At 69.7% G+C, this 22804-nt stretch carries 23 protein-coding genes; 6 read left to right on the forward strand and 17 right to left on the reverse strand.

What is annotated here, in order from left to right; genetic code table 11:
• Positions 1 to 98: 98 nt before the first annotated feature.
• The 5 genes from ACOCEP_RS38070 to ACOCEP_RS38090 are packed head-to-tail and all read right to left on the reverse strand — an operon-like array spanning position 99 to position 5685.
• Complete coding sequence (locus ACOCEP_RS38070; RefSeq protein WP_482334668.1) at positions 99 to 497, reverse strand: hypothetical protein; 399 nt, start codon at positions 495 to 497, stop codon at positions 99 to 101.
• Between the two features lie 20 nt (positions 498 to 517).
• On the reverse strand, positions 518 to 3463 hold the full coding sequence (locus ACOCEP_RS38075) for a WXG100 family type VII secretion target (protein WP_482334670.1): 2946 nt from the start codon (positions 3461 to 3463) through the stop codon (positions 518 to 520).
• A complete protein-coding gene (locus ACOCEP_RS38080; RefSeq protein ID WP_482334672.1) occupies positions 3463 to 3774 on the reverse strand; it encodes a hypothetical protein in 312 nt (103 codons plus the stop codon). Before ACOCEP_RS38080 ends, ACOCEP_RS38075 begins: the two co-directional genes overlap by 1 nt.
• 5 nt (positions 3775 to 3779) lie before the next feature.
• Complete coding sequence (locus ACOCEP_RS38085) at positions 3780 to 4043, reverse strand: acyl carrier protein (protein ID WP_007030132.1); 264 nt, start codon at positions 4041 to 4043, stop codon at positions 3780 to 3782.
• On the reverse strand, positions 4036 to 5685 hold the full coding sequence (locus tag ACOCEP_RS38090; protein WP_482334674.1) for a fatty acyl-AMP ligase: 1650 nt from the start codon (positions 5683 to 5685) through the stop codon (positions 4036 to 4038). Before ACOCEP_RS38090 ends, ACOCEP_RS38085 begins: the two co-directional genes overlap by 8 nt.
• Before the next feature lie 197 nt (positions 5686 to 5882).
• Here ACOCEP_RS38090 and ACOCEP_RS38095 point away from each other — a divergent pair, with 197 nt between their 5' ends.
• Positions 5883 to 7007, forward strand: coding sequence for a S1 family peptidase (locus ACOCEP_RS38095; protein WP_482334676.1), 1125 nt, complete (start codon positions 5883 to 5885; stop codon positions 7005 to 7007).
• 82 nt (positions 7008 to 7089) lie between these two features.
• Positions 7090 to 7416, forward strand: coding sequence for an ArsR/SmtB family transcription factor (locus ACOCEP_RS38100; RefSeq protein ID WP_482334678.1), 327 nt, complete (start codon positions 7090 to 7092; stop codon positions 7414 to 7416).
• Here the strand turns inward: ACOCEP_RS38100 and ACOCEP_RS38105 are convergent.
• Positions 7413 to 8243, reverse strand: a complete 831-nt coding sequence (locus ACOCEP_RS38105; RefSeq protein WP_482334680.1) for a helix-turn-helix transcriptional regulator — start codon at positions 8241 to 8243, stop codon at positions 7413 to 7415. The genes ACOCEP_RS38100 and ACOCEP_RS38105 overlap by 4 nt on opposite strands.
• Before the next feature lie 117 nt (positions 8244 to 8360).
• On the opposite strand from ACOCEP_RS38105, the gene ACOCEP_RS38110 reads away from it, so the two are divergent.
• Positions 8361 to 9419, forward strand: a complete 1059-nt coding sequence (locus ACOCEP_RS38110) for an aldo/keto reductase (protein ID WP_482334682.1) — start codon at positions 8361 to 8363, stop codon at positions 9417 to 9419.
• Between the two features lie 796 nt (positions 9420 to 10215).
• Here ACOCEP_RS38110 and ACOCEP_RS38115 read toward each other — a convergent pair.
• Positions 10216 to 10842 (reverse strand): response regulator, encoded by a 627-nt coding sequence (locus ACOCEP_RS38115; protein WP_482334684.1) that lies wholly within the window; start codon positions 10840 to 10842, stop codon positions 10216 to 10218.
• Positions 10839 to 12008, reverse strand: coding sequence for a sensor histidine kinase (locus tag ACOCEP_RS38120; RefSeq protein ID WP_482334686.1), 1170 nt, complete (start codon positions 12006 to 12008; stop codon positions 10839 to 10841). The genes ACOCEP_RS38115 and ACOCEP_RS38120 overlap by 4 nt, the downstream gene beginning before the upstream one ends.
• Before the next feature lie 185 nt (positions 12009 to 12193).
• Here ACOCEP_RS38120 and ACOCEP_RS38125 point away from each other — a divergent pair, with 185 nt between their 5' ends.
• The 3 genes from ACOCEP_RS38125 to sigJ all read left to right on the forward strand — a co-directional run bounded on the left by ACOCEP_RS38125 (position 12194) and on the right by sigJ (position 14672).
• On the forward strand, positions 12194 to 12739 hold the full coding sequence (locus ACOCEP_RS38125; protein ID WP_482334687.1) for a GlcG/HbpS family heme-binding protein: 546 nt from the start codon (positions 12194 to 12196) through the stop codon (positions 12737 to 12739).
• A 146-nt stretch (positions 12740 to 12885) separates the two neighbouring features.
• Positions 12886 to 13461: an ankyrin repeat domain-containing protein gene (locus ACOCEP_RS38130; RefSeq protein WP_482334689.1), complete on the forward strand. Its 576-nt coding sequence runs from the start codon at positions 12886 to 12888 to the stop codon at positions 13459 to 13461.
• A gap of 290 nt (positions 13462 to 13751) precedes the next feature.
• Entirely contained in the window at positions 13752 to 14672 is a 921-nt protein-coding gene (gene sigJ, locus ACOCEP_RS38135; RefSeq protein WP_482334691.1) for an RNA polymerase sigma factor SigJ, read from the forward strand.
• A gap of 3 nt (positions 14673 to 14675) precedes the next feature.
• On the opposite strand, the gene ACOCEP_RS38140 is transcribed toward sigJ, so the two are convergent.
• The 9 genes from ACOCEP_RS38140 to ACOCEP_RS38180 form a co-directional block, all read right to left on the reverse strand.
• Positions 14676 to 15110, reverse strand: a complete 435-nt coding sequence (locus ACOCEP_RS38140) for an ester cyclase (RefSeq protein ID WP_482334693.1) — start codon at positions 15108 to 15110, stop codon at positions 14676 to 14678.
• The gene (locus ACOCEP_RS38145) at positions 15107 to 15577 is read right to left on the reverse strand and encodes a carboxymuconolactone decarboxylase family protein (RefSeq protein WP_482334694.1); all 471 of its coding nucleotides are present in this window, start codon (positions 15575 to 15577) and stop codon (positions 15107 to 15109) included. The genes ACOCEP_RS38140 and ACOCEP_RS38145 overlap by 4 nt, the downstream gene beginning before the upstream one ends.
• A gap of 134 nt (positions 15578 to 15711) precedes the next feature.
• Positions 15712 to 17148, reverse strand: a complete 1437-nt coding sequence (locus ACOCEP_RS38150) for an MFS transporter (protein WP_482334696.1) — start codon at positions 17146 to 17148, stop codon at positions 15712 to 15714.
• 100 nt (positions 17149 to 17248) lie between these two features.
• Complete coding sequence (locus ACOCEP_RS38155) at positions 17249 to 18331, reverse strand: zinc-dependent alcohol dehydrogenase (protein ID WP_482334698.1); 1083 nt, start codon at positions 18329 to 18331, stop codon at positions 17249 to 17251.
• Positions 18328 to 19539, reverse strand: coding sequence for an MFS transporter (locus tag ACOCEP_RS38160; RefSeq protein ID WP_482334699.1), 1212 nt, complete (start codon positions 19537 to 19539; stop codon positions 18328 to 18330). Before ACOCEP_RS38160 ends, ACOCEP_RS38155 begins: the two co-directional genes overlap by 4 nt.
• An 82-nt stretch (positions 19540 to 19621) precedes the next feature.
• Entirely contained in the window at positions 19622 to 20491 is an 870-nt protein-coding gene (locus ACOCEP_RS38165) for an intradiol ring-cleavage dioxygenase (protein WP_482334700.1), read from the reverse strand.
• The gene (locus ACOCEP_RS38170; protein WP_482334702.1) at positions 20488 to 21558 is read right to left on the reverse strand and encodes a maleylacetate reductase; all 1071 of its coding nucleotides are present in this window, start codon (positions 21556 to 21558) and stop codon (positions 20488 to 20490) included. Before ACOCEP_RS38170 ends, ACOCEP_RS38165 begins: the two co-directional genes overlap by 4 nt.
• A complete protein-coding gene (locus tag ACOCEP_RS38175) occupies positions 21555 to 21941 on the reverse strand; it encodes a nuclear transport factor 2 family protein (RefSeq protein ID WP_482334703.1) in 387 nt (128 codons plus the stop codon). Before ACOCEP_RS38175 ends, ACOCEP_RS38170 begins: the two co-directional genes overlap by 4 nt.
• On the reverse strand, positions 21938 to 22798 hold the full coding sequence (locus tag ACOCEP_RS38180) for an NAD(P)-dependent oxidoreductase (RefSeq protein ID WP_482334705.1): 861 nt from the start codon (positions 22796 to 22798) through the stop codon (positions 21938 to 21940). Before ACOCEP_RS38180 ends, ACOCEP_RS38175 begins: the two co-directional genes overlap by 4 nt.
• Positions 22799 to 22804 lie beyond the last annotated feature (6 nt).

Genomic DNA, 22804 nt, shown 5'->3' on the forward strand with positions numbered 1-22804 from the left:
AACCCATCCGCCCTGGATATCCGGCCGGTTCGTTCCGGCTCGCCTCACCGCCCCGGATACCCCGGGGCGGTGAGGGCAAACCCGTGCCGATGGCGGGTTCAGTCGCGCCAGCGGTTGTTGAGGAAGGCGTCGTCCTCGTCGTCCGCCGGGGCCGGACGTGCGCGGGGAGCGCGACGGGGCGTGTCGCGCCCAGCGCGGGCAGGCGGCTCCGAAGCGAACGGAGCCGCCATGTCCACGGGCTCGTCTTCGAAGGGAGACGCCGCCCCCGGCCGCGCGTGCGACCGGTCGGTGCTCCAGCCGGACTTCGTCTTGCGCTGCCCCAGCTCCCGCCGGTGCTCGACGTACCGCTGGGCGGTCGCGACCTGTTTGGTCATGAACTCCTGCGAGCTCGCCTTGATCTCGTCGGCGCGCTTGTCCCGCAGCGCCCGGCGCTCCGACTGCTCGCGGACCAGACCGTCCAGGGTCGCCTTCATGGCGGCGGTGTCATCGGCGCTCATCTGTTCTCCCCTGCCCCGGCTCACCGCTTGCGGGTGGCCGACTGGTCCTCGTCGTCGAGCAGCGAACCGGTGATCCGGCCGGTGGGTTCGTTGATCCGGTCGAACACCTCGCCCTCGATCCGGTACGCGCGGTTGGTCCGTTCCTGGTCTCCGCCCTGTCCGCCCGCTCCGCCGGCGCCCATGCCCATCGGCGGCATCGCGCCCCCGCCGAACGACTGACCCGACGGGCCGCTCATCGGAGCGGACGGGGCACCCGCGGCCACAGGCTGGGGCTGGGATGTCCCGCCGCCACCGGTGTGCACGCCTTCACTGAGCGACTGGCCCGTCGCGGGGCTCGCAGTTTCGAAGGGCACCGACGGCGCCGAGGCACCACCGCCGCCGCCTCCGAATCCGCCACCGGTGTCACCGGCACGGATCCCGTCGGGAACGGTTCCGCCGCCGCCTTGGTGCGGGGTGAACGCCGGTTTGGCGTCGGGCTGCGCCGTCCCGGTGACAGGTGTCGCCGGATGCGAGGGCTTGTCGGTGGCGGGCTTGTCCTCACCGAGGGTGTACGTCGTCGGCTTGCCGGTGCCGTCGTCCACCGTGACGACCGTGGGCCCGGACGGGCCGTCGGGGCGTTCGGCGGTGATCTTCAGGTCGCCGTCCTGGATGTGGATCTTGCCGTCCGGCCCGGGACGATGGACGCCGTCCTTGTCCGGCTTGCCGTCGCCCGGATCCCCGTCGTTCGGACCCGAAGTGGAGCCCAGCTTGGACTCGTCACCCTCACCGGTCCAGTCGAGCTTGAAGTCCTTGGCGGGCCCGGAGCCGTCCCCGACCTTGATCTCCATCTCGCCGTCTTTGTCCGGCTCGGTCATCTCGAAGGTCGTGTCGCCCTGCTTGACCTTGAGGGTCTCGCGTTCGCCGTCCTCGGCCTTGTCGCCGTCCTCACCGGGCTTGTCCCCGGCCAGCTTGTCTTCGCCGGACAACTCGTCGTCGAGCTTGTCCAAGGCGTCCGACGCCTTCTTCTTCGCCTCGTCCGCGGACTTCTCGCCGTCCTTCGAGTCACCGTCGCCAGTGCCGCCAGGGGCGTCGCCCAGTTTGTCGAGCGCGTCGGAAGCCTGCTTCTTGGCCTCTTCGCCGGCTTTCTCGGCCGCCGCTTTGGCTTCGGCCGCGGCGTCGGTGCTGCCGCCGCCACCAGGTCCGCCGCCGCCCGGTCCGGAGCCGCCGGAACCACCGAGATCGGTACCGGACGGACCGTCGCCCAGCTTGCCCAGCGCCTCGGACGCCTGCTTCTTGGCGTTCTCGGCCGCCGCGGCGGCCTGCTTCTTCGCCTCTTCGGCCGCGGCCTTCTGCTCGTCGCCGTTCGACGGCGGCGGGGCCGAGCCCGAGGGCGACGTCTGATCCTTGTTCGCCTCCGGCCCGCCGCCGGAACCACCCGGCGATCCGGAGCCGCTCTCGGGAATCTTCACGTCCGGGACCGGCGGGGGTTTGACGTCGCCCGTCGCACCGGTTCCGCCTCCGCCCGGGCCGGAACCTCCGCCACCGGGACCGCTGCCGGAGCCGCCCTCGGGGCCGCCACCGCCAGGACCGCCACCGGTGCCACCGGTGCCGCCGGTGAAGTCCGGGACGTTGCCCGAGCCACCCGGACCGCCTGTCCCCGAGCCACCCGGCCCGCCACCGGGACCGCCGGTCCCCGAGCCGCCGGGACCGCCGCCCGTGCCACCTTGGCCACCGGTGAAGTCCGGCCCCTGACCGCCGCCGGGCCCGCCACCCGTGCCGCCAGGGCCACCGGGCCCGCCGCCGGTACCACCGGCTCCACCGGCCCCGCCCGCGCCTTCGAACTCGTTCTTGACCTTGCCCATGACCTTGTCGAGCTCGTCGTAGGCCTGGTTGACGAAATCCTTGGTTTCCTTGCAGGACTTGGCGAATCCCTCGTAGATGATGGTCCACATCTCGGGGATGAACTGGTTCTGGATCCACTGTTTGGCGAGGTTCTGGCCCGCCTTCTTGAACTCGTCGTCGTCGCAGCAGCCGTCGTTGTTCAGCTGCTGGACCAGGTTGGACCCGAAGTTGACGTCCATCCAGCCCGCGATCGCGCCGAGGTCCTCCTTGCCGCTCTTCTCCCCGGCGGCGATGGCGATGACCTTCTGCGCCATCGCGAAGTCCGCTTTGCCGACGATCTCCTTGTAGAGGTCGACGACCGTGTCGGCCTTGCCCTTGCACAGTTTGAACACCGTGGCGGTGGTGGCCAGTGTCGCTTCGCTCGCGTTGTCCAGTGTCTGCGAGAGTTTCTTGGCCTTCGGGAGGATCTTCTCGTTGTAGTTGTCCGACGAGGCGTCCGCGGCCTTCCCGGTCCAGGTCCCGTACAGCGTGGTCAGCTGGGAACCGGTGTCGTCGATGGCCTTCTGCACGGTCTTCGAACCGGTCTTGAAATGCGCGGCGTCGTCGACGAAGTTCTTGAAGCTGATCCCGCGCTGCTCGTCGAACGGCTTCTGGATGTCCTTCTCGAAATCGAGCGCGCGAGAGGTGCCACGGCAGTCTTCCGGGACCTTCGCCAGCAGCGAGCCGAAGGTCTGGAAGACCTTGAGCGCCGGCGCGGCGGCGTCGAAGATCTCGTCCGACGTCTTGGTCCCGGCGCCCTCCGCGGTGGGTTCCTTCGCACCGTCGAGCTTCTTGCCGCCTTCGTCGACGGCCTTCGTTTCTTCGTTCTGGGTGAAGCTGGCCTGATCTCCGGCCTTCTTCGCTTCGTCGTAGACTTTGCCGACGTCGTCCGACGCCAGGAACGGGATGGCGTTGTAGGAGGCCGCGTACTTCTCGGCTTCCTTGCGCTTCTCCTTGATCTCCTCCGGCTCCTGGTCCGCCGACCACGGCGGGGGCGCGGGATGCGTCCTCATCCACGAGCCGATGAGCTTGGTCTTCTGCTCGGCGGGAACGGCCGGGTCGTCGAGCACCGCTTTGACGTCGGTCCAGGTGGTTTCGGTGGCCACTAGCGCATCCCCGTCTCGGTGATCTTGTTCTTCTGCTCGTCCTCGTTGGTGCCGTAGGAGGTGGCCGCGGTACCGAGGTTCGTGCCGAACGAGCCGAGCGTGGTGCTGTACCCCTGGACCGACGCCCACAACGCCGCCACCCCGTCGGTGTACTTCTTCGAGTGGTCGCCGTGCGCCTGGCCGAAGCCCGCGGCGTTCACCGGTGTGCTCGACAGATCCGGGTTGTCTTCGAGCAACTGTTCCGTCAGCTTTCCGATGTTCTTCGACGCCGATGAAAGCGCATCGGTCGCCGCGGTGAAGCCCCCGCTCATTCTTTTCAGCGCCTTTCGTCGGATCCGTCGGCCTTACCGCCGAGTGCCTCTGCGAGCACTTCGGCCACCGACCCGATGTCGGTGAACCGGTCCAGCTGGTCCAGATCAATCCTCACGTCGTGGTAGATCTCCAGCGCCGACAGGAGTTTTATCCGTCCCTTGGAGTCGATACCCAGCTCTTCGAGCGGCGCGTCGGACTCGATTTCGGCGGGATCAAGCCGAAAAGTCTCACTGACGACCTTCACGACCTCCGCGCGGTGATCACCCACGGGGCCGACTATAACGCGCCCTCGCCGCGGCCCGCGCGACCTTGCCACTGGAAGTGCGCGGAAGGTCACCGGAGGGAACCAGACGTACCGATCGCAGCGTCAGATCATGTTCCCGGGAAACCGCGCGTAATACCACTCGCGTCACTTCTTTGACATCCGCTTCGGCGTTCTTTGCCCATTCGGCTACCAACATCGCCCCTTCACCCCTTTCGTCCGTGACAGCGAATGCGGCGACCCGGTCGCGGCGGATCGCCGGATGCGCCGCACCCGCCACCGCCTCGATGTCCTGCGGGTGGAAGTTGCGGCCGTCGACGACGATGAGGTCCTTGAGCCTGCCGGTGATGTAGAGGTCGCCGCGGTGGACCACGCCGAGATCACCGGTGCGCAACCAGCCGCCCTCGCCGTCGAGTTCACCGTCGAACGCGGCGGCGTCGCCACGGCCCCAATATCCCGTCGCGACGTTCGGACCGTGGATCCAGATCTCCCCGGCCAGGCCGTCGGGCTGCGCCACCCCGTTCCGGACGATACGGACCCGCTGGCCGAGCGGGCGGCCGACCGAGACGAGTTCCTGACCGTCCGGCACCTCGACGGCCCGGCCCTGCGCGAGGGCTTCGCGGTCGAACACCGCACTTCGCGGCCCTTCCGCGCCCGCACTCGCGACGTACACGGTGGCCTCGGCCAGGCCGTAGGACGGACGGTGGGCCTCGGCACGGAATCCGTGCGGACCGAACGCTTCCAGGAAACGCGCGACCGTATCCGGCCGCACCGGCTCGGCGCCGTTCAGCGCGATCCGGACGTCGGAGAGGTCGAGGTCGTCCCCCGCCTGTCCGGCCGCTTCGACGGCGAGGTCGAACGCGAAATTCGGCGCGGCGGTGAACACGGCCGGGTGATCGGCGAGCTGACGCAGCCATCGCACCGGGCGGTGCACGAATTCGGCGGGTGACATGAACACCGAGCGCGCCCCCGCGTGGACCGGCAGGCACAGCAGCTGAATCAGGCCCATGTCATGGAAGAACGGGATCCAGCCGGCGCAGGTCGTGCCCTCGTCGACGGCGTAGGCCCGGCTCGCCTGCCAGCAGGCGGCGGCGACCGCCCGGTGCGGGATCACGGCACCGGCGGGCTCCCGGGTCGACCCGGACGTGTACTGCAGATACGCGGGACTTTCCGGTGCGACGGGGAGCGGATCGGCCCCCGGCCCGGAAAGTTCGTCGACCACGATCAGGTGGTCCGGTGTGCCCGCTTCGCGTACCTTCGCGGCCGCGGCCGACGAGGTCAGCCAAACCCGTGCGCCGCTGTCCTCCAGCACACCGGCGAGCCTGGCTCGCTGGGAAGGGCTGCCCGGCGCCATCAACGGCACGGCGACGAGCCCGGCGGCGAGTGCCCCGAAGAACGCCAAGGGGTAGTTCAGGTCCTGGCCGGTGAGCACGGCGGCACGATCTCCGGGCCGTGCGACCAGGCGCAGCGCGCCGGCGACCACTCGCACACGCGAGACGAACTCCGTCCAGGTGACCGTGCTGTCCACACCCGCACTGTGGTCCTGGTGAGTGAACAGCGGGCGCGAGTCGGCTTCACGAGCGAACAACCGCTCCACGATCGAGGTGCGCAGCACCTGCTCCGGCACATCCTCCGGCGACGCGGTCATATCCCGCAACGTACTGGAACCCCGGCGGGGGCGCTCGGGCAGCCGTTCGTCCTAAGTGGACAACGAAAAGCGGCCCGCCGGGATTCGCTCTTGTGAATTCCGGACAGAAGACCGGACATTCCTCGCCCTTTCGCGGACCCCGGCCGCACACTCGGCGGGCAGTGTGTTTCTTTCCCCCGGCCTTGGAGGACTAGACCATGCGTCGAAGAATCGCCCTGGCAGTCGGTGGCGCCGCCGTCCTGACCGCGAGTCTCACATCCGCCGCCCTCGCCCCCGTCGCCCAGGCTTCCCCCGGACTGATCGCCGCCATGCAGCGGGACCTGGGGCTCACGGCCGCGCAGGCCTCGGCCAGGCTCACCCAGGAGATGACCGCGTCGCGGGTGCTGCCCGCCGCCCAGCAGGCCGCCGGTGCGGCGTTCGGCGGCGCCTGGTTCGATCCGGCGCGCGGCAAGCTCGTCGTCGGGGTGACCGACCCGGCCGCCGCGCCCGCGGTCCGGCAGGCAGGCGCCGAACCCACCGCGGCCGCGATCAGCGCGGCCCGGCTCGACGCGGCCAAGGCCGAAATCGACAGGTCGGCCGAGACCCGGTCCGCTCCCGCGGCCGTCAGCGGCTGGCGCGCCGACCCGCGCAGCGGCAGCGTCGTGGTCGCGGTGCGGCCCGGCGCGCACGGCTCCGACGTCGACGACTTCCTGGCCAGGGCGAGGAAATCCGGTCCGGTCACAGTGGTCACCGCCCCCAAGGCCGAGCCGTTCGCGGCAGGCACCGTCGGCGGCGACCCGTACTACATCAACGGGAACACCCGCTGCTCCATCGGTTTCTCCGTCCACGGCGGATTCGTCAGCGCGGGCCACTGCGGCGGCACCGGCAGCTCCGTCGTCGGCTGGGACGGCTCGGCGATGGGCAACTTCGCCGGTTCTTCCTTCCCCGGCAACGACTACGCCTTCATCCGGATCGGGAACGGATGGTGGACCGCGCCGGTCGTCCTCGGCTGGGGCACCGTCAGCGACGCGCTCGTCCGCGGCTCGTGGGTCGCGCCGGTCGGCACGTCGGTGTGCCGGTCCGGTTCGACGACGCACTGGCACTGCGGCACCGTGCTGGGGCACAACGAGACGGTCAACTACTCGCAGGGCGCGGTGCACCAGATGACCCGCACCAACGTCTGCGCGGAGCCCGGCGACTCCGGCGGTTCGTTCATCACCGGCGACCAGGCGCAGGGAGTCACCTCCGGCGGCTGGGGCAACTGTGGCTCCGGCGGCGAGACCTGGTTCCAGCCGGTGAACGAGATCCTGCAGAACTACGGCTTGTCGCTCGTCACCGCCTGAAGGGTGTGAAGGCCCTGGGCGGACGGCATCGCCCGCCCAGGGCCGCGGCCGCTGTCATCCCGCGGTCCAGAAGCCTGTCGCGGTGACCCTGCTGATGGCCGGACCCGCGGCGGTCGTCGAGCCCGGAGACGCCGAGACGGCCGCGAAGCTGTTCAAGGCGCTGTCGGATCCCGTCCGGATCCGCCTGCTGTCACTCGTGCGGCATTCCCCCGGCGGCGAAGCGAGTTTCTGCGACCTGGCCGAGGAGTTCGACATGCGCCAGTCTTCGCTCAGCCATCACCTGCGGGTGCTGGCATCCTCGAGCGGGAACGGTGTGGCACCTGGAGCTGGTACACCGTCGTCCCCGAGCCGCTCGAAACGCTGGAGACCCTGCTCCGTGCGGGCGGCCCGCCCGGCTCACCAAGACTAGGTGCTGAACAACCGGTCCAGCGCCGTCCGGCTTTCCTCGGTCATGGCGCGGTAGATCACCAGCCGCTGGTCCTGGTCCTGAAGCGGCGTGAGCACTTCGTAGTGCAAGTCGAGCACGCCGGCCTCGGGATGCCGCACCACCTTGCGCCCGCGGCCCTTGACCTTGACGTCACGTTCGGCCCACAGCCGCGCGAATTCCCGGTCGGCGGTGAATTCGGCGATGAGACCGGCCAGGGCCTGATCGTCCGGATGCGCGGCCCAGGCGGCGCGCAGATGGGCGATCCCTTCGCGCACCACACGTTCACGGTCCGCGTAGAACTCGCGCACCTCGGGATGCTTGAGGCACAACCACATCGCGTTGCGTTGCGACGGCGGCAACGTGGCGAAGTCCACCAGCAGCCTCGCCATTTCGTCGTTCCAGGCCAGGATGTCGTAGCGATGGTTCAGCACCATGACGGGCAGCGGCGACAGATCGGCGACCAGCCGGGCCAGCGGCGGCGCCGCGCTGGTGGCGAGCTTGTCGGCGTTGCGGGGTCGATGCCTGGCCAGGTCGAAAAGGTAGAGACGTTCGTCGGGAGCCAGGCGCAACGCGCGCGCGAGCGCTTCCACCACGTCCGCCGAGGGACGCAGCCCGCGCGCCTGCTCCAGCCGCACGATGTAGTCGATGCTGACCCCGGCCAGTTCGGCGACCTCTTCGCGGCGCAGCCCCGGGGTCCGCCGGGACCGGCGGCGTGACGGCAGGCCGAATTCGTCCGGATCCAGGCGTTCACGCCGGGTCCGCAGGAACGCGGCCAGCTCCTGGGTCGTGTCCACGGTGGAGGTCGTCATGCCCGGTCCAACAGCGAGGGTGGGACCGGTGTTCCCAGGAAGTCTTCTCCCTTATTCCCTGCTCGCGGCGGTCGCAGACTCGTCTTCGGCAACGGATCGCGAATACAGGAGGACACGATGTCGCTCACCCTCGACACCTATCGGCTGCTGGGCCGCTCCGGGCTGCGGGTGTCCCCGCTGGCGCTGGGCGCGGCGACGTTCGGCACCGAATGGGGCTGGGGCACCGGGCGGGACGAAGCCCGCCAACTGTTCGACACCTACGTCGGACGCGGCGGCAACTTCATCGACACCGCCAGCACCTACACCAACGGCAGCTCCGAACGACTGCTGGGCGAATTCACCCGCGACAACCGCGAGAGCCTCGTACTGGCGACGAAGTACACGACCCTGCGTCGTCCGGGCGACCCGAATTCCGGGGGCGGCCAGCGCAAAAGCCTCTTCGCGTCGGTGGAAGCCAGCCTGCGGCAGCTGAACACGGACTACATCGACCTGCTTTACCTGCACCTGTGGGATTTCACGACGCCGGTCGAGGAGATCCTGCGCGGGATGGACGATCTGGTCCGGCAGGGCAAACTCCTGTACGTGGCGATCTCCAACGCGCCGGCCTGGGAGGTTTCCCGGATGCAGGCGATCGCCGACCTGCGTGGCTGGTCGCCGCTGGTCGCACTGCAGATCGAGTACAACCTGATCGAGCGCACCGGGGAACGCGACCTGATCCCCATGGCGCGCGAGATGGGGCTGGGAGTGGTCCCCTGGTCGCCGCTGGCGGGCGGCGTGCTCACCGGGAAGTACAGCCGGGACGACATCACCACGGTGCCGTCCGAGGACGGCACCCGCAAGAACTTCAACTTCGCCTTGGGCACGCTCACCGAACGCAACCTCGCCATCGTGGACGTGGTGAAGGAGGTCGCCGCGGAGCTCGGCCGCACCCCCGCTCAGATCGGGCTGGCCTGGACGCTGCGGAACCCGGGCGTGACCGCACCCATCATCGGCGCCCGCACCCCTGCCCAGCTGGAGGACAACCTCGGCGCGTTGGAGGTCGAGTTCACCGGCTCGCACCTGGCCCGCCTCGACAAGGCCAGCGCGATCGATCTCGGCTTCCCGCACGAAACGCTCTCCCGCGCCGCGACGCTCGCGATGACCCGTGGCGACATGACGATCGAACCACGCCGCTGATTCGCCGGTGTCCCGTACTGGCGGGTGTGGCGTTGCGAAAGCCACTTTCCCAACGTTGAAGGTTGCGAAAGTGGCTTTCGCAACGCTCCAACGTGGACGGTCGCCGAGTTCCGGGCCGCACTGGGAATGCGCTTCGACGCCGTCGAGCCATGTCGCGAAAGCCACTTTCCCAACGTTGAAGGTTGCGAAAGTGGCTTTCGCAACGCTCCGGCGTGGACGGTCGCCGGGTTCGGAGCCGCACTGGGCATGCGCTCTGACGCCGTCGGACCATGTCGCGAAAGCCACTTTCCCAACACTGAAGGTTGCGAAAGTGGCTTTCGCAACGCTCCAACGTGGACAATCGCCGAGTTCCAGACCGCACCGGGCATACGCCCCGACACCGTCGAACCATGTCCCGAAAGCCACTTTCCCAACACTGAAGGTTGCGAAAGTGGCTTTCGCAACGCTCCAACGTGGACAATCGCCGAGTTCCAGACCGCACCGGGCATACGCCCCGACACCATCGAGCCATGTCCCGAAAGCCACTTTCCCAACACTGAAGGTTGCGAAAGTGGCTTTCGCAACGCTCCAACGTGGACAATCGCCGAGTTCCAGGCCGCACCGGGCCGTGCGCTCCGACACCGTCGAACCATGTCCCGAAAGCCACTTCCGCGACGTCCGATGTCTCGAAAGTGGCTTTCGCGGCAGGAACGCCACTCACGGCGAGAACCTCGATGTCGCGCCTCTGGAACTCCCGGCCCGCACGTTCGAGACCGATGGCGACCGCGGACCACCTCATCGTCGGGAGGTGAACCCTTCAGTTGCGGATGATCCTCCGTTCCGTGGCGACGGCCACCGCACCGGCACGGCTGTCGACGCCGAGTTTGTCGTAGATGTGGACCAGGTGTGTCTTCACCGTGGCTTCGGAGATGAACAGCCGCGCGGCGATCTGCCGGTTGATCAACCCCTCCGCCACCAACTGCACGATCTCGGTCTCACGGGGGCTCAACGCGGGAGCGGGAGCCCGCATGTGCCCGAAAAGCCGAGCCGCGACCTGAGGTGCCAGCACGGTCTCCCCGCGCGCGGCCGCGTGTATGCCCTTGAAGAGGTCCTCCGGCGGCCCCGCCTTGAGCAGATAGCCGGTGGCGCCGGCGGCCACCGCCCTGGTGATGTCCAGCTCGGCGTCGTAGGTGGTGAGCACCAGCACTTTCGGCGGCTCCGGTAGTGCCGTCAGGCGTTCGGTGGCGTTCACGCCGTCCGGGCCGTCGCCGAGCTGCAGGTCCATCAGCACGACATCCGGTTTCTCCGCGGTGGCGAAGAGAACGGCCTCATCGGCGCCCGCGCATTCGCCGATCACCTCGAACCCGGATTCGCCCGCCAGCAGGGCGGCGATTCCCGCCCGCACCACCGGGTGATCGTCGACGATCAGGACCCGGACGGTCATCGGACCTCCCTGGTGGGCACGGCGACGGCGAGCGCGGTGCCCTCGCCCGGCGCGCTCTCGACGACCATCTCACCACCGAGTTCGGCGAGCCGCTCGCTGATCATCCGCAAACCGTTCCCCCGGTCGCCGCTCGCAGGAGCCGACGCAGGATCGAAGCCGACACCGTCGTCGCGGATGTCGAGGACGACCTTGTCGGCCAGGTAGGTCAGCGTGACGGCGGCTTTCGTCGCCTTGGCGTGCTCGCTCACATTCGCCAGCGCGCCCTGCGCGACCCGGAGCAGCGCCGCCTCGACCGCGGGCGGCAGTGGATACGGGTCTCCGCTGGTCTCGAAGCGCACCGCGTGCATGGCGGCGAACATGATCTGCTCGGCGAGTTCCTTCAAGGTCTCGGCGAGATCCCCGGCGTCGAGCCGCGGCGATCCGAGGCCTTTGACGAACCGGCGCGCCTCGGCGAGGTTGTCCCCCGCCGCCTCGACGGCGCGGGACACATGGGCTTTCGCCAGCTCCGGGTCCGTGTCCCACGACCGCTCCGCCGCCTGCAGCAGCATCCGCATACTCGAGAGCCCCTGGGCGAGGGAGTCGTGGATCTCCCGCGCCAGCCGCTCCCGTTCCTTCATCATCCCGGCCAGCCGCTGGCTCTGCGCGAGATCGACCCTGGCGCCCAGGAGCTCCTTGACGGCTTCCCCCAGCTTCCTCCGGTCACTGTCGAGTTGCAGGAAGGTCATCGTGGCCATCAGCGCGACCGCGACGGGCGCGAGCACGAGACTCGGATCGAACCCGCTCGCGATCCTCAGCTGGGCGAGGATGGTCGCGGCGGTCAGCAGGAGCACGACCGCGACCATCACCCGCGGGCTCAGCATCTGCAGGCAGACGAAGAACAACGGCACGGCGCACCAGGCGAAACTCGGCGCGGCCACCACCAGCGCGAGCCAGACCCCGATCACCGCCGTCAACCACACCGAACGCCACCGGTCCAGCGCGTCCCAGCTCAGTATCCCCGCCACATACACCAGCGCGAGCGCGCCGGTGAGCACGAGGATCAACGGTGTGGCACCGCTCAACCCGTGCCCCGCGACGAACCTGGCCACCGACGCGGCGAGCAGCAGGAAGAACCCGGCATGCATCGCGGCGTTCAGCCGGGTGGCCGCGCCGAGGTGCGTTCTCATTCGGTCCTCCCTTCGTCGCCGATGATCGTAAGCAGGGAGGCGGGGTGTTCCGCATCAATCGTTCGGTTGATGCCCCCACCGATCACTCGACGTCCGATCGATGTCCACTCTCCCGATTCGCCAGGCCCCGCCGAGCGGGAGAGTCGTAGGGGAAAGCACCACCCCCTCACCGCAAAGGAAATCCGATGAACGCCAAGCTCCCCCGCACTCGTCTCATCCTCGGCATGACGGCCGGTCTCGCGACCGTCGCACTGGCCACCGGTGTGGGCGCGGCGCAGGCACAGGACCGCAAACCGCAGCCGCCCGCCCAGCAGGCCGTCGTGCAGACCAGCGTGCTCGGCGTCGACGCCGCCACCCGTGCCGCGCAGGCCGCGCTGGACGCCGCCGAGAAGGAGGGTCAGCGGATCACCGTGGCCGTGGTGGACCGCTCGGGTGACGTGCGCGTGCTGCTCAAGGGCGACGGCGCCGGACCGCAGACGGAAGAGTCCGCCAAGCGCAAGGCCTTCACCGCGGTCTCCTTCGGCCAGCCCACGTCCGCGCTGGCCAAGAACGCCCAGGGTGACGGCCCGACCATCCGCGACATCCCGGGCACGCTCTTCCTCGGCGGCGGTGTGCCGGTCGCTGCGAACGGCGGCCCGATCGCCGGGATCGGCGTCGGCGGGGCGCCCAGCGGCGACCTCGACGAGCGTTTCGCCACGGCCGGGCTGCGCGCCATCGGGGAACTTCGCTGATGATCGGTGAGCGGGCGATCGTGGCACTGCTCGCCGCCCTCGTGCTCGGTGCCTGCTCCCCCCAGGCACCGAGCACGCCACCCCCGACGGCACCGAGCTCCGCCCCGCCGCCCGCCTCGTCCCAGCCGCCCCGTCAAGGAGTCCCCGTGAGCCAGCTCTTCGAAGCCGACGTGAACCGCGTCCGGCAGGCCGTCGACGCGGGCGCCGACCTGGAGGCCCGTGACGATCGCGGCCGGACCCCGTTACTCGTCGCCGTCACCGAGAACCGGGTCGACGTCGCCGAAGTCCTGGTCCGGGCGGGTGCCGATCCGAACGCGCTCGACGGGCGCCACGACACGCCGTGGCTGGTCACCGGCGTCACCGGCAGCGTCCCGATGGCGAAGCTGCTGCTCGGAGCCAAACCGGATCTGACCATCACCAACCGGTACGGCGGCGTCTCGCTGATTCCCGCCGCCGAACGCGGGCACGCCGAGTACGTGCGGTTGGTGGCAGGCAGCGGGATCGACGTCGACCACGTGAACGACCTCGGCTGGACCGCGTTGCTGGAAGCGGTCGTCCTCGGTGACGGCGGGCCGCGGCATCAGGAAGTGGTCCGAGCGCTCGTCGCCGCCGGGGCCGACGTGGATCTCGCCGACAAGCAGGGTGTCACTCCCCTCGCCCACGCCCGGTCCAAAGGCCAGGCGGCCGTCGTCCGGATCCTCACCGAAGCCGGGGCGCACTGACCCACGCCACCGGCCCGGGCGAGGAAAGGCTTCACGAGCCGCCACTCCGACCGCTGTTGTTCCTGTGGCTACCGCCGCGAGGCGGAGCCCGCGAGCCGCACGTGGCTGGCCGGTGGCTCGTCGATGAAGGAGTTGGGACACTCAAGGCCCAATTCCTTCATCGATCTGGTCGGGCGCAGGCACACGATGGAAGGTCTGCCGAAGGGCGATCCGTGCGGAGTGACCTCACATCCGGCGGCCGTGTCTCGTCGTACCCGGGACAGCGCACGAGACCCAGGGGGCGACATCCCATGACCGAACACCCGCAAGATCCGCTCGACCCGGCGTTGAAGGCGATCGTGAGTGAGCGGCGCCAGCTGATCGGGCTCGCGTATCGCCTGGTCGGTTCGCTTTCCGAGGCCGAGGACGTGGTGCAGGAGACCTACACCCGCTGGTACGCCTTGTCCCCGGCACAGCGGGAAGCGATCGACTCCCCCGGCGCCTGGCTGACGACGGTCGCCGGCCGCATCTGCCTGGACCTCCTCAGCTCGGCCCGTGCGCGGCGGGAACGCTACGTCGGCGAGTGGCTCCCCGAACCCTTGCCTGGGCATGTCGAGTGGACGACCCTGCGCCCGCCCACCGACGATCCGGCCGATCGGATCACCCTCGACGAGTCGATCAACATGGCGTTCCTCGTCGTGCTCGAGTCGCTCACTCCGGCCGAGCGGGTCGCGTTCGTCCTGCACGACGTCTTCCGCTATCCCTTCACCGAGGTCGCGGAGATCGTCGGCCGCTCCCCGGCCGCCTGCCGTCAGCTGGCGACGTCCGCCCGCCGCCGCATCCGTGCGACGCGGCTCGTGCCCGCCCCGGTCGCCCGGCAGGCGGACCTCGTCAAGGAGTTCAAGAAAGCGTGGGAGGCCAAGGACATCGAAGCCCTCATCGGTCTCCTCGATCCGGACGTCAAGGCGGCCAGTGACGGCGGAGGTGTCGTCAGGGCCGCGCTGCACCCGTTCGAAGGGCGCGAGGAGGTCGCGACCTATCTCATCACGGTGGCGCACCTGACGTCCGGCATCGATCTGGTGGAGCGGGAGGTCAACGGGCTGCCCGGCCTCGTGCTCCAGCAGGCCGGGCGGACCGTCGCCGTCTTCGCGTTCCACGTCGCCGACGACCGCATCCAGCGCATCTGGGGGATGCGGAACCCGGAGAAACTGCGGCCGTGGGCCGACGCCTGATCGCTACGCCGCGAGGGCGCCGAGTTGCCGGAGCTGGGTGAGGACGTCGACCACGCCCCAGATCTCGGCGACCCGCCCTCCGGCGAAGCGGAGGATGAAGATCTCACTGTAGGAAACCGGTTTCCCGGTGGCGGGCATTCCCCGGTATTCGCCCCCGTGGGTGCCGGTGACGGTGTTGCGGCAGACGATCTTGTCGCCGTCGGCGAGCACGTCCTCGGCCGTGACCCGGATATCGGGGAACGCGCGCAGCAGCACCGCCCACACCTGTTTCAGCGCCTGCGCGCCTGTCGTCTCCATCGGCACCGGCGCGTGGAACACCACGTCCGGCGCGACGACCTCGTCGATCGTCTTCTCGATGACGTCGTAGCTGCCGCTGTTGGTCGCGTCGTGAAAGCGGTCGAACGCCGCCCGGTTGCGCGCCGTCCCGGTGCTCGTCATGCGAACTGTCCGACCCGGTAGTCGCCGCCGGGGTTCTGGACGATGGCGTTCATCCGGTTGAAGGCGTTGATCAACGAGATCACCCCGATCAGCGCGGCGAGCTGGTCCTCGTCGAAGTGTTCGGCGGCGTTCGCCCACGCCTCATCGGTGACGACGCCGCCGTCGGCCATCCGGCAGGCCTGTTCGGTCACCTCCAGCGCGGCACGCTCGGCCTCGGTGAAGACGTTCGCCTCCCGCCACACGGCGACCAGGTTGATCCGTACGCCCGTTTCGCCCGCGGCGGCCGCTTCCTTGGTGTGGATGTCCAGGCACACCGCGCAGCCGTTGATCTGACTCGCGCGCATCCGTACCAGTTCCTGGATCGTGAGCGACAGCGGCGAGTCGACCAGCCCCTTGTTCGCCGAGACGAGGGCCTTCACGAACCTTCCACCGACCTTGTTGCCGAAGTAGTCGAGCCTGGCGTTCATCGCGATCTCCTTGCGTTGGTTGACGTTCCTGTTCAACCGACGAGGCAGCCGCGCGGAATGTGAGGCCGGACCCGAAAAAACCGTGTGGAGGGCGGACCTGGAACGGTCTCACCCTCCACACGGGATACAGCCGGTCATCGCGTCACCGCCGGTTCACCTCCGCCGACCTCGCTCGGCTCGGGCTTCGGGGTGCGGAGGGTGGCCATGGCCAGGAAGCCACCGGCGACCGCGATTCCCGCGGCTCCGAGGAACGCGGCCGAGTAACCGCCGGTCAGCGCGACCGGGTCCCCGATCCGCCCCGCGCCGAACGAAACGCCGACCGCGGTCATCGCGGCGAGACCGAGTGCCGAGCCGATCTGGTACGAGGTGTTCACGATGCCCGACGCGAGTCCGCCCTCCTCCGGCTTCGCGCTGGAGATCGCGGTGCCCAGTGACGGGATGAACGCGAGCGCCTGGCCGAGAGCCGCGACCAGCGACGCGGGCAGGACGTCGACGACGAAGTTGCCCGTCGGGCTGACGAACGACAGCCACACCAGCCCCGCGGCCAGCGCCCACAGGCCACCGATGATCATCTTCTTCGGCCCGAACCGGCCGATCAGCCGGGGCGCGACCGCTACCATCAGCACCACGATCAGCACCGTCATCGGCAGCAACGCCGCACCACTGGCGAACGCCCCGTATCCGAGGACCTGCTGCAGGTACAGGTTGAGGAAGTACCACATCGGGATCCACGCCGCACCGAGCAGGAACTGCGCGAGGTTCGCACCGCCGAGGTTCGGCGTCCGGAAGATTCCCAGCCGCACCAACGGAATCTCACGCCGGCGCTGAATCAGCACGAACACCGCCACCAGTGCGACGCCGCCCACCAGCGCGCCCCAGGTGCCCGCCGAGTCCCAGCCCGCCTCCGGTGCGCGGACGACACCGAACACGGTCAGCCCGAGGCCCGCGGTCGCCGCGATGGCGCCGGCGATGTCGACCGAGCCACGCCGTGCGGGCGCGGACGGCATCAGCTTTCCGGTCGCGAGCACCGCGATGAGTGAAATCGGGACGTAGAGCCAGAAGATCCACGGCCACGACAGCCATTCGGTGATCACGCCACCGAGGAACACCCCCGCCGTGCCACCGGCCGGGGCGGCCGCGCTGTAGAGCGCGAGTGCCTTGGTCAGCTCACGGGGACGCGCGCCGAACAGCATCATCAGCAGGGTCAGCGCGGACGGTGCGATCAGCGCCGCTCCCGCGCCCTGCAGTACCCGGCCGAGCAGTTCGACCCACGCCGTGCCCGCGACCGCCGCGACCACGGAACCGCCGAGGGTCACGACCCAGCCGGCGGTGAACATCTTCCGCGCGCCGAAGAGGTCCGAGAGGCGTCCGCCGAGCAGCAGGAGCCCGGCGAGCGCGATGACGTAGGCGTTGAACACCCACGACAGGTCCCCCGGGGAGAACCCGAGGTCCTGCTGCATCGCGGGTAGTGCGACGCCGATGATCGAGGTGTCCATGATGACCATGAACTGGGCCAGCGCTATGAGTCCCAGTGCCCACCACCGTCGTGGGTCCGGGGTTGTCTCCGCCATGACGACCGTCCTTTCGAGAACTTGATACCCCTAGGGGGTATCTGACGGAGACGAAGTTATGCCCGCGACCACACTCGGCGCAAGTACCCCCATGGGGTATCTATATGGCGCTCGCCACACCCCCGATCGCGACCAGGATCTTGCCGTCCACCCGGCCTCCGGCGAGTGGCTCCAGCCCACGGGAGACCAGGTCGTCCAGCTCGATCACCGAGTGGAGCAGCAGTGGCCCGAGCGTGCCTTCGGTCAGAATCTCCAGCGCCGGGCCGAGGTCCTCGTCGCAGACGTGGGCAACGGTCGACTCGACGGTGACTTCGCGCAGGGTCAGCGCGAAAAGGTCCACGGCGGGCCTTTCCTTGGGCAGGCCGACGGCGAGCACGCGGCCGCCGGTGGCCACCATCTTCAGCGCGGCCTCGAACTGCCCTGGTGCGCCGCTCGCCTCGATCACCACGTCGGCGCCCCGGCCCCCGGTGCTTTCCAGGACCGCGTCGACGACGTCCTCGCGCGCGGAAAGCGTGCGGTCCGCGCCCAGCTTCGCCGCGCGCTCGAGTTTGCCGCCGGGGAGGTCGATCACGGTGACGTCGGCGTGACACAGATGATTCAGCCCGGCCAGGACGAACGTGCCGATCGCGCCGATCGCGCCGACGCCGATGATCACCACGGAATCCCCGTCGCGCACGCCGGCACGGCGGGCGGCGTGCAAGCCGACCGCCAGCGGTTGCGCCATTCCCGCCGCGTCGAGCGGCAGCCCGGCGGGAATCGGCCTCACTGTCCTGACGGGTGCCGCGACGTACTCGGCAAGACCACCCGGGGCGTTGAGACCGAGGGTGTAATAGTCGCGGCAGATGTTGGTACGCCCCAGCGCACAGCGATCGCACCGTCCACACCAGACCCCGGCACCCGCCGCGACGAGCGTACCCTCGGGCAGCCCCGCACGGCCGTCGACGACTTCGCCGACGAACTCGTGGCCGGGGATCATCGGCCCGAGATGGCCGCTGGCCGGATGCCGCCGGTGCAGCGGAACCATCACCGGTCCGGCGGCCCACTCGGTCGCGTCGGTGCCGCAGATCCCGCTGCGCCGGACGGCCACGAGCACCTCGTCCGCGCGAGCTTCGGGAATCGGGACCCGCTCGATCCGAAGGTCGCGGGTTCCGTGGTACACGGCGGCTTTCATGGTCGCGCTCATGCGCCTGCCTCGACTTCGAACCGGTCGGCGACGGGTTCGCGGACTCCGGTGCGCGGCAGCAGCAAGGTCGCCAGTGCGGCCAGCGCGAAGAAACCGGCGCACACGAGCAGTCCTCCGCTGAATCCGGCGACTCCCGCGAGCCCGGCCAGGCCGAACGGCGCGAACGCGGAGATGCCGCGGCCGACGTTGAAGCAGAATCCCGCCCCGGTCGCGCGGGCCCGGGTGGGGAACAGCTCGCCGAGATAGGAGCCGAAAATGCCGAAGAACGCGGTGAAGGCACCGAACAGCGGGCCGAGCCACAAAAGACTCGTCTGGTCGGTGGTGAAGGCGTAGACGGGCAAGGTGAGCGCGACGCCGAGCAGGGTCGAGATGATCGTCCGGCGGCGGCCGACCCGGTCCGCGAGCAGGCCGAAACCGTTGTACCCCAGGAACATTCCCAGGTTCAGAATCGTCACGAACAGCGCGACGTCACCCGCGGGGACACCGCGTTCGGTGGTGAGATAGGTCGGCAGCCAGGTCGTCGCGCCCCAGTAGCCGGTGAGTGCCAGCGCGGCCATGAGGGTGCCCAGCAAGGTGGTCCGGCGCAGCGATCCGCTCAGCACGTCCCGCACGGTGACCGCGTGGTCGGTCCGCTGGACCTTGTGCGCGATCCAGTCCGCCGACTCGCGGAAGAAGACCAGCACGACGAGCACGGGCACGGCCACCGCGGTGCCGGCGACGAGGAACATCAGCCGCCAATCGGGCAGGAACTGCCCGGACACCACCGCAGCGAGCGCGCCTCCGGCGGGGAAGGCGCTGATCACGAACGCGGCGGCACGGCCCCGATGCCGCGAAGGCCAGGTCTCGACCACGTAGGCGGACACGACGCTCCAGACCGCGCCGAGCCCGATCCCGGCGAGGAAGCGCAGGATCAGGAACACGGCGAAGTTCGGCACGACGGCCAAGGCCGCGGTGAACACCCCGAAGACGAGCAGGGACGCGATCAGCGCCTTCTTCCGGCCGAAGTTGTCCGCCACGTAGCCGCCCGCGACGCTGCTGACCCCGATACCCAGCAACGTCGCGGTCGCCAGGAGACCGGCTTGGGTCGCCGACAGGCCCAGGTCGTGGCGAATCGCCGGCAGCGCCAACGACAGCAGGACGATTTCCAGCGCGTCGAACAGATACGCGAGGAAACACCCGCCCAACACGATCCACCGGGTACTTCGCATCTTGCACCTCCACGTCGAGGTTTTCCGGGCAGGGGGAACCGGGCGGCCACCGTCACGGGGCCGCCGGAAGGGGAAATCAGGTTCAGGCCGTGTCGGCGACGAGCACGAGATCGAAGCTCAGGCTCGCCCATTCACCTTCGGGACGGGAGCCGTCGGGAGCGGTGCCGCCCTGGTGTTTCCCGCTTTCCACGACGAGACCCTCCTTGACGCCGAACACGGCGTCGCGGTCCAGATAGGGGTCGCCGGCGAGAAAGATATGCGTGATCAGCGTCCGATACCCGGGGGCGGTGACCTTGAAGTGCAGGTGCGCGGGCCGCATCGGCCCCCGGCCCGCCGCTTCCAGGAGTTCTCCGACGGGGCCGTCGTGCGGGATCGGGTAGGGCGCGGGCAGGACCGACCAGAACCGGTATTCGCCGCCCGGCCCCGTGCGCAACCAGCCTCGCCCCGCCGTGCGGTCGTCGGTGTACTGAACGTCGTAGAAACCGTCCTCGTCGGCTTCCCACACGTCCACTCGCGCATTCGGGATCGGGGCGCCGTCGGTGTCACGGACCTGTCCCGACACATGGCACGGTGTCCCGGCGGCACCCCGCGCGAGGTCGCCACCGAGCGGGATCTCCGGTGAGTCGTCGACGAAGAACGGGCCGAACACCGTCGCTTCGGTCGCCCCGGGCACCTTCGGCTCGTTGATGGCGACGGTCAGCATGGACAGACCGAGGACGTCGGACAGCAGAATGAACTCCTGGCGGCGGTCGTCGGTGATGTGCCCGGCGCGAGTGAGGAAGCCGATGGCCGCCTCCCATTCCCGTTCGCTCAACCGGACGTCCCGCGCGAAGGCGTGCAGGTGCCGGACCAGGCTCCGCATGACCTGTCGCAGCCGCGGATCGGCGGTCCGGTCGAAACTGGCCAGCACCTCGTCGGTCACGGCCTGTTCACGGTCCGAAGCGGGGTTCATGAGCTCTCCTTCGCGGGTTCGGTTCCGGCCCAGGCGGCACGCAACAGCACGCGAAGACCGTCGGCGGTGACCGGACGCGGATTGTCGGCGGGAGCGAGCGCGAGGATGTCTTCGAGCACGACGCCGGCGTAGTCCTCTCGCAACCCGAGCTCCCGCAAACCGGCAGGCACACCGAGCTTTTCGCCAAGCCGCCACAGCCCCTCGACAGGATCGGGCAGGCCGAGCGCGGACGCGATCCGGGACGCGGCTTCGGGCGCGGCGGGCGCGTTGAACGCCAGGACGTGCGGGAGCACGATCGCGTGGGTCCACGCGTGCGGCAGATCGAACGCCCCGCCCAGCACATGGCAGATCTTGTGATGCAGCCCCGATCCCGCCACGGCGAAGGCCGAACCGGCGAGGTAGGCACCGAGCAGCAGTGGGACACGGGCGTCGAGATCGCCGGCATCCGCGGCGACCGCGGGCAGCCCGGCCGCGAGCCGCCGGATGCCGTCTTCGGCCACGGCACTCGACACCGGATTCCGCCGGGGTGCCCAGAACGCCTCGACACAGTGCGCGATCGCGTTCAGTCCACTCGCGACGGACAGGTCGGCGGGCAGGGTCAGCGTGAGCTCGGGATCGTAGACGACCGTCCTCGGGAGTACCCGCGGATCGGTACCGGTGCGTTTGCGGCTCCCCTCCGTCAGTCCCCACACGGGAGTGACCTCGGAGCCGGCGTACGTGGTGGGCACGGCGACGATCGGCAGCCCGGTGGTGAGCGCGACGGCCTTGGCCGTCCCGGTCGTCGAGCCGCCTCCCACGCACAGCACGAGATCCGCTCCGGCCGCCGCGGCGCGGGCGCTTTCGGCGACCTCGACCGGGACGTGCGGACGGACTCCCGAGAACGTCTCCGCGATCCGGCCCGCGAACGGGGCGCACAGTTCGCGGGCCAGTCCTGCCTCCGAATCCGCCGCGACGAGCAGGATCCGCGCCGCCCCGAACGCGTCGACCTCGTCCCGCAGCCCGGTCCGCGCGACGCCTGGCCCGAACACCACGCGCCCGGGCAGGGCGTCGTAGGTGAAGGCCTTCATCGGACGGGTTCCGGGAGGACAGTGGGCTGGTAGGCCAGCAGCAGCCAGCGATCGGCCTCGCGCACCCACACGGCCAGGCACCGGTTCGCGAGTGTCTTGCGGAGCCCGCCCGCGGTGATGTCGGCGTGCATCTCCCCCACCACGGCCGCGGTGTCCCCGGCCACCGTGATCCGGTCCACGGGATGGTCGATGCTGTGGTAGACGTAGAAACCCGACCGCAGTTTGTCCAAATAGGACTCAAGGGTGTCGGTGACCGCGTTCGAGTGGGTGTAGGCGAGATCGGGATGGGCGTGCGCGGCGAAGGCGGCGAAATCGCCCGCGAGCACCGCCGCGTACCGGGCGTCTTCGAGGGAGCGGACGGTCGCTTCGACGTCGCTGGTCATGAAAGTGCTCCCGCCCTGGTCACCGGCTGGTTTCGCAGCCGCAGGGCCGCGAGCACCTGGGCCATGTCCTCTTCGCCGTGCCCTGCCGCCGTCGCCTCGTCCAGCACGGCGTAGGCGGCTTCCGCTCCCGGCAGGTCCAGCCCGGCGGCGAGTTCGAGCGCGAGGCCGAGATCCTTGCGGATCAACGAGATCGGGGCGGCGACACCGGCGGACGCCGGAGTCAGGAACGCCGCCTCCTTGTAGCCGACGTAGGGCGCGCCCGCCGCGCTCCCCCGCAGGACGTCGTAGAAGATCTTGAGGTCCAGCTCGCCCGCCTCGGCGATGAGCAGACCTTCAGCGACTCCCTGGCTGAGCGTGGCGAGCACGGCGTTGACCGCCAATTTCGCCGCGGACCCCGAGCCGGCCGGCCCGGTGCGGACCTGTGCCGACGTCATCGCCGCGAGGATCGGGCGGACCCGGTCGAACTGATCCTCGGTGGCGCCGACCATGGTGCTGATCGTGCCCGCCTCGGCCATCGACACGCTCCCGGACACCGGCGCGTCGATGACGTCCACCGGCCCGATCCGGGCCAGCTCCTTCACCAGCGCGGGGCCGACGGTGCCCATGACCACGTGCAGATGGTTCCGCCCGGCACCGGCCAGCCCGGTCAGGACCAGGTCCCGCGTCGCCGCGCCGTCCGGCAGCATGCTGATGGACAGCGCCGCCTCGGCGAGCCCGGCGGCCGAGCCCGCCGCGGTGACGCCCTCCGGAACCCGGCCGAGCCCCGGGTCATGGGCGAGGACCGTATGTCCCGCCCGTACGAGCCGGCGGGCCATCGGCAGGCCCATCCGGCCGAGGCCGGCGAATCCGATCAGCACGGCATC

Source organism: Amycolatopsis sp. CA-211722 (assembly GCF_056828465.1).